The sequence below is a fragment of the Pseudomonas sp. NMI542_15 genome, assembly GCF_021283425.1.
Taxonomy (GTDB): Bacteria; Pseudomonadota; Gammaproteobacteria; order Pseudomonadales; family Pseudomonadaceae; genus Aquipseudomonas; species Aquipseudomonas fortuita.
Map to the genome: position 1 here is coordinate 442,736 of NZ_JAJSRO010000003.1, position 12,940 is coordinate 455,675.

13 protein-coding genes are annotated in these 12,940 nt (G+C 62.9%); 5 read left to right on the forward strand and 8 right to left on the reverse strand.

The window, feature by feature from the left end; all coding sequences use genetic code 11:
* Positions 1-152 precede the first annotated feature (152 nt).
* Positions 153-1,301 carry an NAD(P)/FAD-dependent oxidoreductase gene (locus tag LU684_RS08020; RefSeq protein ID WP_232894446.1) on the reverse strand — a complete coding sequence of 383 codons (1,149 nt, stop codon included), beginning with the start codon at positions 1,299-1,301 and terminating at the stop codon, positions 153-155.
* A 16-nt stretch (positions 1,302-1,317) separates the two neighbouring features.
* The gene (locus LU684_RS08025; RefSeq protein WP_016489838.1) at positions 1,318-1,485 is read right to left on the reverse strand and encodes a rubredoxin; all 168 of its coding nucleotides are present in this window, start codon (positions 1,483-1,485) and stop codon (positions 1,318-1,320) included.
* Positions 1,486-1,613: 128 nt separating this feature from the next.
* Between LU684_RS08025 and LU684_RS08030 the strand changes: the two genes are divergently transcribed.
* Positions 1,614-2,171 carry a chorismate--pyruvate lyase family protein gene (locus tag LU684_RS08030; protein ID WP_023046969.1) on the forward strand — a complete coding sequence of 186 codons (558 nt, stop codon included), beginning with the start codon at positions 1,614-1,616 and terminating at the stop codon, positions 2,169-2,171.
* A complete protein-coding gene (gene ubiA / locus LU684_RS08035; RefSeq protein WP_232894447.1) occupies positions 2,171-3,067 on the forward strand; it encodes a 4-hydroxybenzoate octaprenyltransferase in 897 nt (298 codons plus the stop codon). Before LU684_RS08030 ends, ubiA begins: the two co-directional genes overlap by 1 nt.
* Positions 3,068-3,180: 113 nt before the next feature.
* Here the strand turns inward: ubiA and LU684_RS08040 are convergent, their stop codons facing one another.
* Positions 3,181-3,552, reverse strand: coding sequence for a COG4315 family predicted lipoprotein (locus LU684_RS08040; protein ID WP_016489841.1), 372 nt, complete (start codon positions 3,550-3,552; stop codon positions 3,181-3,183).
* 173 nt (positions 3,553-3,725) lie between these two features.
* Here LU684_RS08040 and phoB point away from each other — a divergent pair, with 173 nt between their 5' ends.
* The 3 genes from phoB to LU684_RS08055 all read left to right on the forward strand — a co-directional run bounded on the left by phoB (position 3,726) and on the right by LU684_RS08055 (position 7,284).
* Positions 3,726-4,415, forward strand: coding sequence for a phosphate regulon transcriptional regulator PhoB (gene phoB, locus LU684_RS08045; RefSeq protein WP_003253341.1), 690 nt, complete (start codon positions 3,726-3,728; stop codon positions 4,413-4,415).
* A gap of 48 nt (positions 4,416-4,463) precedes the next feature.
* Positions 4,464-5,771, forward strand: coding sequence for a phosphate regulon sensor histidine kinase PhoR (gene phoR / locus LU684_RS08050; RefSeq protein WP_023046971.1), 1,308 nt, complete (start codon positions 4,464-4,466; stop codon positions 5,769-5,771).
* Between the two features lie 172 nt (positions 5,772-5,943).
* A complete protein-coding gene (locus LU684_RS08055) occupies positions 5,944-7,284 on the forward strand; it encodes a hemolysin family protein (RefSeq protein ID WP_016489843.1) in 1,341 nt (446 codons plus the stop codon).
* A gap of 117 nt (positions 7,285-7,401) precedes the next feature.
* Here LU684_RS08055 and LU684_RS08060 read toward each other — a convergent pair whose 3' ends face one another.
* The 5 genes from LU684_RS08060 to pstA all read right to left on the reverse strand — a co-directional run bounded on the left by LU684_RS08060 (position 7,402) and on the right by pstA (position 12,903).
* Positions 7,402-8,298, reverse strand: a complete 897-nt coding sequence (locus LU684_RS08060) for a peptidoglycan DD-metalloendopeptidase family protein (protein ID WP_016489844.1) — start codon at positions 8,296-8,298, stop codon at positions 7,402-7,404.
* A gap of 177 nt (positions 8,299-8,475) precedes the next feature.
* On the reverse strand, positions 8,476-9,372 hold the full coding sequence (locus LU684_RS08065) for a response regulator (RefSeq protein ID WP_016489845.1): 897 nt from the start codon (positions 9,370-9,372) through the stop codon (positions 8,476-8,478).
* Positions 9,373-9,536: 164 nt separating this feature from the next.
* Positions 9,537-10,307 (reverse strand): phosphate signaling complex protein PhoU, encoded by a 771-nt coding sequence (gene phoU, locus LU684_RS08070; RefSeq protein ID WP_016489846.1) that lies wholly within the window; start codon positions 10,305-10,307, stop codon positions 9,537-9,539.
* A 73-nt stretch (positions 10,308-10,380) separates the two neighbouring features.
* Positions 10,381-11,214 (reverse strand): phosphate ABC transporter ATP-binding protein PstB, encoded by an 834-nt coding sequence (pstB, locus tag LU684_RS08075; RefSeq protein ID WP_016489847.1) that lies wholly within the window; start codon positions 11,212-11,214, stop codon positions 10,381-10,383.
* Between the two features lie 72 nt (positions 11,215-11,286).
* Positions 11,287-12,903 (reverse strand): phosphate ABC transporter permease PstA, encoded by a 1,617-nt coding sequence (gene pstA, locus LU684_RS08080; protein WP_172455922.1) that lies wholly within the window; start codon positions 12,901-12,903, stop codon positions 11,287-11,289.
* Between the last annotated feature and the right edge of the window lie 37 nt (positions 12,904-12,940).

Below are 12,940 nucleotides of genomic sequence, written 5' to 3' on the forward strand. Positions count from 1 at the left end.
CCGTGCTGCCTTTGGGAGCAGCGCTCAAGGCACCGCAGGCTCTAATCTGCGGCAGACGGAAGTGAGAATGGCACGTGCTCAGGGGCCGCGCCAGTATCAGGCCGGCCATTGTGCAGGCAACAACAGGATAAATCCGACAGAACGCCCTCTATTTACGCCATTACCGGTGGCAACTGGCGATTCAGTGCCAGCTTGTCCATGACGGCTGTCCCGGTCAGGGCATAACCCAGCAATTCGCCGTCAGCCCCGTGGCAGAGCACCTTGAGGTCACTGCCCTGCCCCTCCACCTGCCAAGTACCATCGTGCCCCAAGGGCGGCGGCGATACCACCAAAGGGCAGGCCGGGGTCTTGACGGTGATAGGCATCGGCCCGTAGGCCACCGCTGTCAGCTTGCCGGCCAGGGTTTGCGCCAGCGCCCGGGCACAGCTCATCAGCGGCATCACGTAGAGCAGGTTGATGCCATCGACCTCGGCACAATCGCCAAGGGCGAAGATGTTGGCGTGGGATGTACGTAATTCGCGGTCTACGCTGACGCCACGATGGGTCTGCAAGCCGGCCGCGGCGGCCAGGTCGATGCGGGGGCGCAGGCCAATGGCCGAAACGACCAGGTCGCAGGCAATCACGCTGCCATCCGACAGGTGTGCCTCCAGGCCGTGGTCCACCTGCTGCAAGCGGGTCAGCACGGGCCCCAGGTGGAAGCGTACACCCAGGCCTTCGAGCCCGCCCTGCACCGCCGCCGCAGCGGCCGGGTGCAGCAGGGTCGGCATGATCTGTTCGCACGGCGCCACCACGTCGACCTGGAAGCCCCCCAAGCTCATGTCGTTGGCGAATTCGCAGCCGATCAGGCCGGCACCGAGGATCAGCACACGTTGTTTGCCGACGGCGGCGGTACGGAAGCGTGCGTAGTCTTCCAGGTCGTTGATCGGGAACACCAGATGGCTGCCATCGCCTTCTATCGGCACCTGCACGGTCTGCGCCCCCCAGGCCAGCACCAGGTCGCGGTACTCCACAGCCTCTTCGCCGATCCACAGGCGCTTGTGGCCTGGGTCGATGCCGCTGATGCGGGTATGGGTACGAACCTCGGCATTCAGTTGCTCGGCCATGGCACCCGGCTCGGCCATGCACAGGCCGTCAGCGTCTTTCTGCTTGGCAAAGCCCATGGAGAGCATGGGCTTGGAGTAGGAGCGACCATCGTCGGCGGTGATCAGCAGCAGCGGCGTCTGCGCATCGAGCTTGCGAAATTCACGGGCCAGGTTGTAGCCCGCCAGGCCGGTGCCGATGATTACCACAGGGGACGTCATGTCGTGCTTTCCTCGATTAGCCGATGGAGATCATTTCAAAGTCGCTTTTGCCCACGCCACAGTCGGGGCACAGCCAGTCTTCAGGCACATCTTCCCAACGGGTGCCGGGGGCGATGCCGTCGTCGGGCCAGCCTTCGGCTTCGTCGTAGACCAGGCCACAGACAATACATTGCCACTTTTTCATCAGGTCTTTTCCTCGTTAGAACTCAGGCTTTATCTGGCGGGTCTTTGGCCCTGCTTCAGCCATTATGCAAGCAGTCGGGGCAATCATGCTAAGCTCGCCGCCTCATTGGTTGTAACAAGCAGACCGACGTGTCGTACGAATCCCCGCAAGCAGCCGCTGTCGCGTGGCTGCCGTATTCACAGCTGGCGACCGACTTCGACCAGCCTACCCTTGACTGGTTGTTCGACGAGGGTTCGCTGACCCGCCGCCTGACCCGCCTGTCCTTTGATCACTTCTCCGTCACCCCGCTGTTCGAGGGCTGGCAACCGCTGCGCGACGATGAATGCCAAGCGCTGGGCATTGCCGCCGGCGCCGAAGGCTGGGTGCGCGAGGTGTACCTGCGCGGCCATGGCCAGCCTTGGGTGTTCGCCCGCAGTGTCGCCAGCCGCAGCGCCCTGGAGCGCGGCGGGCTGGACCTGGAAACCCTCGGCAGCCGCTCGCTGGGCGAGCTGCTGTTCTGCGACCAGGCGTTCATCCGCCACCCGATCGAAGTGTGCAGCTACCCACAGGCGTGGCTGCCGGCCGACGCCGCCCATGCAGCACTTTGGGGGCGCCGCTCGCGCTTTGAACGAGACGGCCTGGACCTGCTGGTGGCAGAAGTGTTCCTGCCGGCCTTGTGGCAAGCGGCCAGGGAGGAAAACCGCTGATGTACATGCAACTGCTGAAGTCACTGAACCGCCTGCACCCACGGGCCTGGGACTTCGTCCAGCTCAGCCGCATGGACCGGCCGATCGGTATCTACCTGCTGCTGTGGCCGACCCTGTCGGCGGTGTGGATTGCCGGCAACGGTGCTCCCACCCTGGCCAACGTGCTGATCTTCGGCCTTGGCGTAGTGCTGATGCGGGCCGCGGGCTGCTGCATCAACGACTTTGCCGACCGCAAGGTGGACGGCCACGTCAAACGCACCGCCGACCGGCCGCTGGCCAGCGGCCGGGTCAAGCCGCGCGAGGCGCTGGCCCTGTTTGCGATCCTGGTCGTGGTAAGCTTCCTGCTGGTGCTATGCACCAACAGCCGCACGGTGTGGCTGTCGTTTGGCGCGGTGGCGCTGGCGTCCTGCTACCCATTCATGAAGCGCTACACCTATTACCCGCAGGTGGTGCTGGGCGCGGCGTATTCCTGGGGCATTCCCATGGCCTTCACCGCCGCAGGGAGCGAGTTGCCGGCCAGCGCCTGGCTGCTGTACATCGCCAACCTGCTGTGGACGGTGGGTTACGACACCTATTACGCCATGGTCGACCGCGATGACGACCTGAAGATTGGCGTAAAGTCGACCGCGATCCTGTTCGGCGAAGCCGACCGGGCGATCATCCTCACCTTGCAGATGCTGTCGCTAGGTTGCCTGTTGCTTGCGGGTAGCCGCTTCGAACTGGGGGGCTGGTTCCACCTGGGGTTGCTGGGTGCGGCGGCGTGCTTTGCGTGGGAGTACTGGTCGACGCGCAAGCTGGACCGCGAGTCGTGCTTCAAAGCGTTTTTGCACAACCACTGGGCGGGGTTGCTGGTGTTCATCGGGGTAGTGCTGGACTACACACTGCGTCAAGGCTGATGGCCCTATCGCCGGCAAGCCAGCCTCCACAGGTACAGCGCTGCCTGCGAGGCTGCACAAAAACCGGGGGAGCTGGCTTGCCGGCCATGGGCCGCACAGCGGCCCCGGCAATATCAAGGCTTGGCGATATGCCAGACGTCTTTCACGCCATCACCGGTCTTGTCACCGGCCTTCGTGTCCTTGATGAAGGTATACAGCGGCTTGCCGTCGTAGGCCCACTGCATTGCACCATCGTCACGCGTTACGTGGGTCCATTTGTCCTTCGGTGCTTCGTCTTCTTTCTTGACCAGCAACGGTGGCCAGTTTTTGGCGCACGCGTCATTGCACATCGACTTGCCGCCCGCATCCTTGTCAAAGGTGTACAGCGTCATGCCGGCATGATCGACCCACATGCCGTCCTTCTCCATGGCATGGTGGGCCGACGCCACCCCCGGGAGCGCCAGCGCAGTGAAAAGGGCCATCCAGCTCAGCGTTTGTCGTGTCATTGGATTCACCATTGTTTCTGGGGGAATTAGGTTCGGGTTGCCGCCGCAGCGGCCCTTTCAAGCCTAGTTCAGTCACGCAATGTCGCCATAACGGCCAACACCCTGTCACACAGCTGCAATAATTCCGTTATCTAATGCGGGCCAAGACACCGAATCCAGGAGAGGTTTTGAGCATGGTTGGCAGGAACATTCTGATCGTCGACGACGAAGCACCCATTCGCGAGATGATCGCCGTTGCCCTGGAAATGGCCGGCTATGACTGCCTGGAAGCGGAAAACTCCCAACAGGCCCACGCGATCATCGTCGACCGCAAACCGGACCTGATCCTGCTCGACTGGATGTTGCCCGGCACCTCTGGCATCGAGCTGGCCCGCCGCCTCAAGCGCGATGAGCTGACCGGCGACATCCCGATCATCATGCTTACCGCCAAGGGTGAAGAGGACAACAAGATCCAGGGCCTTGAAGTGGGTGCTGACGACTACATCACCAAGCCGTTCTCGCCGCGCGAACTGGTAGCGCGCCTGAAAGCCGTGCTGCGTCGCACCGGCCCGAGCGACAGCGAAGCACCGATCGAAGTCGGCGGCCTGCTGCTCGACCCGATCAGCCACCGCGTCACCATCGACGGCAAGCCCGCCGAGATGGGCCCCACCGAATACCGCCTGCTGCAGTTCTTCATGACCCACCAGGAGCGCGCCTACACCCGTGGCCAGCTGCTGGACCAGGTGTGGGGCGGCAACGTCTATGTCGAAGAACGCACCGTCGACGTACACATCCGTCGTCTGCGCAAGGCGCTGGGTGAGGCCTACGAAAATCTGGTACAAACCGTGCGGGGCACTGGCTACCGCTTCTCGACCAAGAGCTGATCGAGTTCAAAAGCGCCAAGCTGCACGTCGTTGTACAAGGACCGTCAATTGAACCAGAACTGGCACGCGACCCTGATTCGCCATCTGTTGTTGCTGATTACCGTCTGCCTGATTGGCGGGCTGGTCAGCGGCTACTATGGCTGGAGCCTGGCCATTGGCCTGGCGCTTTACCTGGGCTGGACCCTCAAGCAGCTGCTGCGCCTGCACGACTGGCTGCGCAACCACCAACCCGATGAAGCACCGCCCGATGGTTACGGCCTATGGGGCGAGGTGTTCGACAGCATCTACCACCTGCAGCGCCGCGACCAGCGCGTGCGTGGCCGCCTGCAGGCAGTGATCGACCGGGTGCAGGAGTCCACCGCCGCGCTGCGCGACGCAGTGATCATGCTCGACAGCGACGGCAACCTGGAGTGGTGGAACCGTGCCGCCGAAACCCTGCTGGGGTTCAAGACCCCGCAGGACGGTGGCCAGCAGGTAACCAACCTGGTGCGCCATCCGCGCTTCAAGGAGTACTTCGAGACGGAGAACTACCTCGAACCGCTGGAAATACCCTCGCCCATCAACGACCGGATGCGCCTGCAGTTGCACATCACCCGCTACGGCAACAACGAACACCTGATGCTGGTGCGCGATGTCACGCGCATTCACCAGCTGGAACAGATGCGCAAGGACTTCGTCGCCAACGTGTCGCACGAATTGCGCACGCCACTGACGGTGATCACGGGGTATCTGGAAACCCTGCTGGACAACGTAGAGGATGTGAACCCGCGCTGGGGCCGCGCCCTGCAGCAGATGAGCCAGCAAGGCTCGCGCATGCAGACGCTGCTCAACGACCTGTTGCTGCTGGCCAAGCTGGAAGCCACCGATTACCCGTCGGACAACCAGCCGGTGGCGGTCGAAGCCCTGCTCGCCGCGATCAAGAACGACGCTCAGGCCCTGTCTGGGCCACGTAACCAGCGCATCACCCTCGAAGCCGCGCCCGGTGTGAAGCTGAAGGGCAGCGAGTCAGAGCTGCGCAGTGCCTTTTCCAACCTGGTGTTCAACGCGGTCAAGTACACCCAGGACGAGGGCAACATCCGCATCCGCTGGTGGGCCGATGCCCAGGGTGCCCACTTGTCGGTGCAGGACTCGGGGGTGGGCATCGACGCCAAGCATTTGCCCCGCCTGACCGAACGCTTCTACCGGGTGGACTCCAGCCGTGCATCGAATACCGGTGGCACAGGGCTGGGGCTGGCGATCGTCAAGCATGTGCTGATGCGCCACCGCGGCAAACTGGACATCAGCAGCGTGCCGGGCCACGGCAGCACCTTTACCTGTCACTTTGCGCCGGCACAACTGGTCAACGAAAAGGCTTGAGATCGGCGCGGCTGCGCAGCCCTTCGCGGGCAGGCCCGCTTCCACACGGACCGCAATAAGCCAGCCACCCTTTGCTTTTACGGCCCCAGCCGCTACATTGGATCCCCTGTGCCAGCAAGAGCTGGCACTTTTTTTCTCCCAATCTCAAGACGGACCCCGTAAAAACTCCATCATGGACCCTTCCCCTGGTATCAGCCTCACCTCGTTATTCGCCGATTTCGGCATGATCATCTTTGCCTTGCTGCTGGTGCTGCTCAACGGCTTCTTCGTTGCCGCCGAGTTCGCCATGGTCAAGCTGCGCGCCACGCGCGTGGAGTCCATCGCCGAACAGCATGGCTGGCGCGGCAATATCCTGCGCAAGGTCCACAACCAGCTCGACGCCTACCTGTCAGCGTGCCAGCTGGGCATCACCCTCGCCTCCCTGGGCCTGGGCTGGGTCGGCGAACCGGCCTTTGCCCACTTGCTCGAGCCGCTGCTCGCGTACTTCGGTGTCGACTCGCCCGAACTGATCAAGGGCGTGTCGTTCTTCGTCGCATTCTTTGTCATTTCCTACCTGCACATTGTGGTCGGTGAGCTGGCGCCCAAATCCTGGGCCATCCGCAAGCCCGAGCTGCTGTCGCTGTGGACGGCCGTGCCGCTGTACCTGTTCTACTGGGCGATGTACCCGGCCATCTACCTGCTCAATGCCAGCGCCAACACCATCCTGCGCATTGCCGGCCAGGGCGAACCGGGCCCGCACCACGAACACCACTACAGCCGTGAAGAGCTGAAGCTGATCCTGCACTCCAGCCGTGGCCAGGACCCGAGCGACCAAGGCATGCGTGTGCTCGCCTCGGCCGTGGAAATGGGCGAGCTGGAAGTGGTCGACTGGGCCAACTCGCGTGAAGACATGGTCAGCATCGATGCCAATGCACCGCTGAAGCAGATCCTGGCTTTGATACGTCGCCACAAATTCAGCCGCTACCCGGTGTATGACGCCGAGCGTGAAGAATTCACCGGGCTGCTGCACATCAAGGACCTGCTGCTGGAGCTTGCCGAACTGGAGCACTTGCCCGAGACCATCGACCTGGACGACCTTGCCCGGCCGCTGGAGCGCGTATCGCGGCACATGCCGCTGTCGCAACTGCTGGAGCAGTTCCGCAAGGGCGGCGCGCACTTCGTGCTGGTGGAAGAAGCCGACGGCAAGGTAATCGGCTACCTGACCATGGAAGACGTGCTGGAAGTGCTGGTGGGCGATATCCAGGACGAACACCGCAAGACCGAGCGCGGCATCCTTGCGTACCAGCCAGGCAAGCTGCTGGTACGCGGTGACACCCCGCTGTTCAAGGTGGAGCGCCTGCTGGGCATCGACCTCGATCACATCGAGGCGGAAACCTTGGCGGGGCTGATCTACGAGACGCTCAAGCGCGTACCGGAAGAAGAGGAAGTGCTGGAGGTCGAAGGGCTGCGCATCATCATCAAGAAGATGAAAGGGCCCAAGATCGTGCTGGCCAAGGTGCTCAAGCTCGATTGAGGAGTACGGGGCTGCTGCGCAGCCCATCGCGGCACAAGGCCGCTCCTACAGGGGTTCGCGTAATCCTGTAGGAGCGGCCTTGTGCCGCGAAAGGGCCGCAAAGCGGCCCCAAAAATCTCAAGGGTTACCCGCAGTAAAGTCGGGCAACCCGCTGATCGGCCGGTCGAACCGGTAAGGTATCGACTCCAGCGCCAACCCCACATTGCGCTGCACCACAAAATGCAGGTGCGGGCCTGTGCTGTTGCCAGTATTGCCCGACTTGGCCAGCATCTGCCCCTGGCGTACCCGCTGCCCCTCCGCCACTACCACCGAACCACGCATCAGGTGCAGATAAACGCCCATGGTGCCGTCCGGGTGCAGGATCCTGACAAAGTTGCCCGAGGGGTTGGGCTCGCGCCCGCTCTGGCTGTTCTGCGTCTTCACCACCACGCCTTCCCGCGCCGCGATGATGGTAGTGCCTTCAGGCATGGCGAAATCCATGGCGTAGCGCCCTTTGGGCCCAAAATGGCTGACACGGCCGTTGGGGCCTTGGGTGACGCGGAACGGCCCGCCGACCCAGGGGAACGCATACCGGAAGCCCTGAGGCCGCTTGCCAGGGTCCCCCATGGCCTGGAGCAGGGTCGAGCGGTAGTTCAGCAGCAGCCCGGGGCGCCCCCTGAGCACGCTGAGCATTTGCGTGGTGCGCGGCGGCAGCAGCCGGCGCACGATACGCGGGGCATCGCCGCCTTGGGCGTTCACCAGGTTGTCCAGGCGTAATTCGACCTCTACCGGCACATGCAGCTCGTTGCGTGCCGAAAAGCTCACGCCGCCGTCGAAGGTTTTCGCGTTCAGCAGCACTTGGCCTTCGAGCGTTTCGACCATGGGCTCGCGCAGCACCAAGGGTTTGGCGCCAGGGCCTGGCCGGTCGGTATAGGACACGACACCGAAATCGTCGGTGATTTTATAGAGCGTCACACCCAGGCTCGACGCCGAGGCCATGAGCAATGCACAGAACAGCAGCAGGCGGGCGGGCATGATAGTGGCTTTTTGACAGTTATGATCTGTCGAAGCCTAGCAGCGCGTTTTGAGGCAGGTATTGCAGTTGGTCGGATGGCTCAGGGCTGCGCGGGCTTTTTGTAGGAGCGGCCTTGTGTCGCGATAGGGCTGCGGCAGCAGCCCCAGGATTTCAGCTTCGCCGCATGAATTGCCGGCTCAGGCGCCGGGTGTGAAGTGTTTCTGCGCGGTGCCGCGGGCAATCAGGCGCGACAGGTAATCAAGCTTCTGGGCGTCCTGGTCAACAAACTTGAAGGTCAACTGCAGCCAGTCGCTGTCGGGCTTGGGCTCCAATGCAGCAACGGCGTGCAGGTAGCCGTTCAGGCGGGCGACTTCGGCGTTCTCGCCCTGCTCCAGGTCCAGCACGGCGCCCTCCAGCACCTGCGGCAGCGCTTCGTTGCGGCGTACCACCAACAGCGCCTCTTTCAGGCTCAGCGCCTTGATCACGCACGGTTGCATGCCGCTGGCCAGGCGCAACTGGCCTTGGCCCCGCCCCGTCGGCGCGGGGGCTGGAGGCGTAGGTGCAGTGACCAATGGCTTGGCAGCCACTGGCGCCGATGGGGGGGCCGTCACCTTGGCTGCCTCTGGCTTGCCACCTGTCAGGGCACTCAAAGAATCGTTGGCGAATGCCGGGTTGGCCCGCGCCGGGCCGATGGCCATCAGGCTGTCGAGCTTACCGATCTTGGTCAGCGCTTTTTTCACCTTGGTCAGCAGTTGTTCATTGGTGAACGGCTTGCCAACAAAGTCGGAAACGCCCGCCTGGATCGCCTGAATGACGTTTTCCTTGTCGCCACGGCTGGTCACCATGATGAACTGCAGGTTCTTCAGCGCTGGCTGCTGACGGCACCAGGTGAGCAATTCCAGGCCGGACATTTCCGGCATTTCCCAGTCACACAGGACCAGGTCGAAGGCTTCCTTGCCCAGCATGGCCATGGCCTTGCGACCATTGATGGCGTCGTCGATGGCCATGCCCGGGAAGGCATTGCGCAGGCACTTGCGGACCAGGTCACGGATAAACGGGGCGTCATCCACGACCAGCACATTCACTTTACTCATCAATACTCCTTCTGAATCCCGACTAGCCTACTGCCAAATAATGGCCATTTGCTACAACCTGGTCACGCCGGGACTTCTTCACATCGTTCGCGGGTGCCTGCCGGCTCCTCGACCGCAAACGAAAACGCCCGGCCAAGGCCGGGCGTCGAAGCTCGGGAGCAACCTTACTTATCGTCAGATTCGCCCGGAACATTAGCCTTTTCGCCGTCGGCGACAGCGGTACCCTGCACTTCTGCCGTCATCCGCTTGAGGCCCATGTGGCGCACGTCGGTGCCGCGCACCAGGTAAATCACCAACTCGGAGATGTTGCGGGCATGGTCACCGATGCGCTCCAGCGAGCGCAGCGCCCAGATCACGCTCAGTACCCGCGAGATAGAGCGCGGGTCTTCCATCATGTAGGTCACCAGCTCGCGCAGGGCAGTCTTGTACTCGCGGTCGATGGTCTTGTCGTACTGGGCTACCGACAATGCCAGGTCGGCATCGAAGCGGGCAAAAGCATCAAGCGCATCGCGGACCATGTTGCGCACCTGGTCGCCAATGTGGCGCACCTCGACGTAGCCGCGCGGCGACTCGCCTTCTTCGCACAGCTGGATGGCGCGGCGAGCAATTTTGGTGGCCTCGTCACCAATGCGCTCAAGGTCGATCACCGACTTGGAAATGCTGATGATCAGGCGCAGGTCGGAGGCCGCCGGCTGGCGACGGGCGAGGATGCGCACGCATTCCTCGTCGATGTTGCGCTCCATCTGGTTGATCTGTTCGTCGACTTCGCGCACTTGCTGGGCCAGACCCGAGTCGGCCTCGATCAGCGCTGTAACCGCGTCATTGACTTGTTTTTCCACCAGACCACCCATGGCCAGCAGGTGGCTGCGCACTTCTTCGAGCTCGGCGTTGAACTGCTGGGAAATATGGTGAGTAAGGCTTTCTTTGTTGATCATCGTTCGCTCCGCGAAGAGGCTTCAAGCTTCAAGTAGTTCGTGTCATTCCCTGTGGGAGCGGGCCGCGTGGCTGCTAGCCGTAGCGACCGGTGATGTAGTCTTCGGTCTGCTTCTTCGCCGGGTTGGTGAACAGGGTATCGGTGTCACCGAATTCGACCAGTTTGCCCATGTACATGAATGCGGTGTAGTCCGAAACCCGGGCCGCCTGCTGCATGTTGTGGGTCACGATGACGATGGTGTACTTGGCTTTCAATTCGTAGATCAGTTCTTCGACCTTCAGGGTCGAGATCGGGTCCAGTGCCGAGCACGGTTCGTCGAGCAACAGCACTTCCGGCTCTACGGCAATGGTGCGGGCGATGACCAGACGCTGCTGCTGGCCACCGGAAAGGCCTAGCGCCGACTCGTGCAGGCGGTCCTTGACCTCGTCCCACAGGGCCGCTCCCTTGAGCGCCCACTCCACGGCTTCGTCAAGCACACGCTTTTTGTTGATGCCCTGGATACGCAGGCCGTAGACCACGTTCTCGTAGATGGTCTTGGGGAACGGGTTGGGCTTCTGGAACACCATGCCCACACGGCGGCGCAGCTCGGCCACGTCTTCGCCCTTGCGGTAAATGTTGTTACCGTACAGGTTGATGGCGCCTTCCACACGGCAGCCATCAACCAGGTCGTTCATCCGGTTGAAGGTGCGCAGCAGGGTCGACTTGCCGCAGCCGGAGGGGCCGATGAAGGCGGTTACGCGCTGCTTGGGAATGTTCATACTGACGTCGAACAGCGCCTGCTTGTCGCCGTAGAACAGGCTCAGGCCCGGCACTTCGATGGCCACGGTTTCTTCGGCCAGGTGCAGGCTCTGCTTGTTGCGGCCCAGGGCAGACATGTCGATGCCGTGGGTATGAGAATCTTGCTGCATGGTCAACTCCATACGCTGTCAATTCGTTTCAAAGGGCCGCCCGGCTCACCGGGGGCACGCTTGCAATCAGGCTCAGCTGTCCAGCGCCTTGTACTTCTCGCGCAGGTGGTTGCGGATCCACACGGCCGACAGGTTGAGGGAAGCGATCACCAGCACCAGCAACAGTGCCGTGGCGTACACCAGCGGCCGCGCGGCCTCGACGTTCGGGCTCTGGAAGCCGACGTCATAGATGTGGAAGCCCAAGTGCATGATCTTCTGGTCCAGGTGCAGGTAGGGGTAGTTCCCGTCCACTGGCAGCGACGGCGCCAGCTTCACCACACCCACCAGCATCAGCGGCGCCACTTCACCGGCAGCGCGGGCCACGGCGAGGATCATGCCGGTCATCATGGCCGGGCTTGCCATGGGCAAGACGATCTTCCACAGCGTCTCGGCCTTGGTCGCGCCCAAGGCCAGCGAGCCCTCGCGCACGGTACGCGGAATACGCGCCAAACCTTCTTCGGTGGCCACGATCACCACCGGAACAGCCAGCAGTGCCAGGGTCAACGATGCCCACAGCAGGCCGGGGGTACCCAAGGTCGGCGCCGGCAGGGCTTCGGGGAAGAACAAGCGGTCTATCGAGCCACCCAGCACGTAGACGAAGAAGCCCAGGCCGAACACACCGTAGACGATCGCCGGCACGCCAGCCAGGTTGTTCACTGCAATACGGATCAGGCGGGTCACCGGACCTTGCCGTGCGTATTCGCGCAGGTACACAGCGGCCAGCACGCCGAACGGGGTGACGATTACGGCCATGATCAGGGTCATCATCACGGTACCGAAAATGGCCGGGAAGATACCGCCTTCGGTGTTGGCCTCACGCGGGTCATCGCTGAGGAACTCCCAGACTTTGGCAAAGTAAGTACCCAGCTTGTTGAAACCGGACATGCCGTTCGGCTGGATGGCGTGCACCACCTTGCTCAGGTTGATCTCCACTTCACGGCCGTTGGCGTCGCGGGCCACCAGGCTGTCGCGGGCGAACGCCTGGTGCAGGCCGCTCAAGCGGTCTTCGATGGCTTTGTAGCGGCTGTTCAGCTCGGCGCGGTCGGCGTCCATGTCGGCCTGGGCGGCGGCGTCCAGCTTGCCGTCCAGTTCCAGCTTGCGGGCCTGCAGGCGCAGGCGCTCAAGGCCATGGTTGATGGCACCGATGTCCTTCTTCTCCAACTGCTGCAGCTCACCGTTGAGCTGGTTGGCGCGCTTTAGGCGGGCCTGCAGTTCGTTCCACGCAGCAGGGCCTTCGGCAACTACGCGGCCCTCTTCCTTGACGCTGACCAGGTAGCCATAGAAGTTGCCCCACTCGCGGCGCTCCAGGGCGATCAGGTCGGCCGGGCGCTGTTCATCGACCAGCCAGTCGCCGACCACCCAGGTGAAGTCGCTGCCGTTGAGGTCGCGGTTACCCACCTTTATCAGCTCGCGGGTCATGAACTCCGGGCCCTGGTCCGGTACCGGCAGGCCGGCCCCCTTCAGGCGGGCACGGGGTACCTCTTCCTTTTGCACCACTTCGCCGATGACGACATGGTCAGCCTGGCCCGGCACCTTGTAGGTGGCCTGGACAAGATCGGCCGGCCAGAAGTGGCCCAGGCCGCGCACGGCAATCACCGCCAGCAGGCCGACGGTCATGATCACCGCCATGGCCACGGCGCCGCCGCTCATCCAGACGCCAGGGGCGCCGCTCTTGAACCAGCCTTTG

What these genes read in the sequence shown, in the direction of transcription:
- LU684_RS08025 (WP_016489838.1), bottom strand. Translation starts at nt 1,485, where the DNA reads ATGAAAAAGTGGCAATGTATTGTCTGTGGCCTGGTCTACGACGAAGCC.
- LU684_RS08060 (WP_016489844.1), bottom strand. Translation starts at nt 8,298, where the DNA reads ATGCCCGCCCGCCTGCTGCTGTTCTGTGCATTGCTCATGGCCTCGGCG.
- pstB (WP_016489847.1), bottom strand. Translation starts at nt 11,214, where the DNA reads ATGCAGCAAGATTCTCATACCCACGGCATCGACATGTCTGCCCTGGGC.
- phoU (WP_016489846.1), bottom strand. Translation starts at nt 10,307, where the DNA reads ATGATCAACAAAGAAAGCCTTACTCACCATATTTCCCAGCAGTTCAAC.
- ubiA (WP_232894447.1), top strand. Translation starts at nt 2,171, where the DNA reads ATGTACATGCAACTGCTGAAGTCACTGAACCGCCTGCACCCACGGGCC.
- LU684_RS08055 (WP_016489843.1), top strand. Translation starts at nt 5,944, where the DNA reads ATGGACCCTTCCCCTGGTATCAGCCTCACCTCGTTATTCGCCGATTTC.
- pstA (WP_172455922.1), bottom strand. Translation starts at nt 12,903, where the DNA reads ATGAGCGGCGGCGCCGTGGCCATGGCGGTGATCATGACCGTCGGCCTG.
- phoB (WP_003253341.1), top strand. Translation starts at nt 3,726, where the DNA reads ATGGTTGGCAGGAACATTCTGATCGTCGACGACGAAGCACCCATTCGC.
- LU684_RS08040 (WP_016489841.1), bottom strand. Translation starts at nt 3,552, where the DNA reads ATGACACGACAAACGCTGAGCTGGATGGCCCTTTTCACTGCGCTGGCG.
- LU684_RS08020 (WP_232894446.1), bottom strand. Translation starts at nt 1,301, where the DNA reads ATGACGTCCCCTGTGGTAATCATCGGCACCGGCCTGGCGGGCTACAAC.
- LU684_RS08065 (WP_016489845.1), bottom strand. Translation starts at nt 9,372, where the DNA reads ATGAGTAAAGTGAATGTGCTGGTCGTGGATGACGCCCCGTTTATCCGT.